We start from the raw sequence: 1,051 nt of genomic DNA on the forward strand, positions 1-1,051 counted from the left end.
CGGCGCGGCGAGCCCGGCCAGCGCCACGGCGGCCGCCCCGGCCAGGACCAGTCCGATGGCGGCGCGTACCGGGACCTTGCGAACGGCCCATGCCGCGGCGGCGAACAGCGCCCAGGCCACGGCGTATCCGGCCAGCAGGCGACCGGGGTCGCTCACGCTGTCGCCCGCGCGGACGGTGCCGACGACGACGGCGGTCAGCAGGGCGAGCAGAACCGCGACGACGATGGTGCGGATACGGGCCGATCCACGGTTCACGGATGCCGCAGCCTGACCCGAGGGCGGCTGCGGTGACTGGTGCTGTGCGGCGGCAGCGTCGCTCACGAGTGCCCGGGCCTTCTGGTGGTCATGGGGCGCTCATCGTGCTGCCCGGGCCGAGGCCGGTGCAGTTCCACGAACGGGCGGCCCGCGTCGGACCACCGGCCGGACGGGATCCACCCCGTCGCCTCGGCGGTGCGCAGCAGGGCGGTGGTGCCGAGGCGGGCCCAGGGAAAGGGGCGGCCGTGCCGACCGTGATCGTCTTCGACTCTGACGGTGAGGCGCTCGTCGATGTCGTGCGGCGCGGCCTCTGCCAGGAGGCGCCCGCCGGGCGCGACCAGGGTGCGCAGGCGGGTCAGGAGGGCGTGGGGGTCGCCGCCAATGCCGACGTTGCCGTCCATCAGCAGAACGCTGACCCATCGGCCCTCCCCCGGCAGGCGGTCGAAGACGGACCGGCGCACAGCGGAACCCCCGTGTCGCCGAGTCCGGGCCACCGCGGCCGGGCTGACGTCCACGCCGAGGGCGCGCACGCCCCGGGCGGCAAGGGCGGCGACCAGACGTCCCGGTCCGCAACCCACGTCGAGAACGGGGCCGGCGCAGCGGTTCAGGACGGTGGTGTCGGCGGAGTCCGGGGCGGCGCACCAGCGCTCGATGTCCAGCGGCAGCAGATCCCCCATTGCCTTGACGTCGTGCGGCCTAGCTGTATTGACCCGCAGCGTTGTTCACGCGGCTGATCGGTGGGTGGCCGCCGAGTGCGGTGTGGCAGCGGTGGTGGTTGTAGGTGTGGAGGAAGTCT

Annotated in this window: 3 pseudogenes; all 3 read right to left on the bottom strand. The window is 74.3% G+C overall.

Annotated elements, in window-relative coordinates:
- Positions 1 to 255 (bottom strand): annotated as a pseudogene (locus ACWDAS_RS41465) (hypothetical protein); the annotation flags it as partial.
- A 62-nt stretch (positions 256 to 317) separates the two neighbouring features.
- Positions 318 to 929: pseudogene (locus tag ACWDAS_RS41470) on the bottom strand (class I SAM-dependent methyltransferase); the annotation flags it as partial.
- A 22-nt stretch (positions 930 to 951) separates the two neighbouring features.
- Positions 952 to 1,051, bottom strand: a pseudogene (locus ACWDAS_RS41475) (IS481 family transposase); the annotation flags it as partial.

It is taken from the genome of Streptomyces sp. NPDC001070 (genome assembly GCF_053598835.1).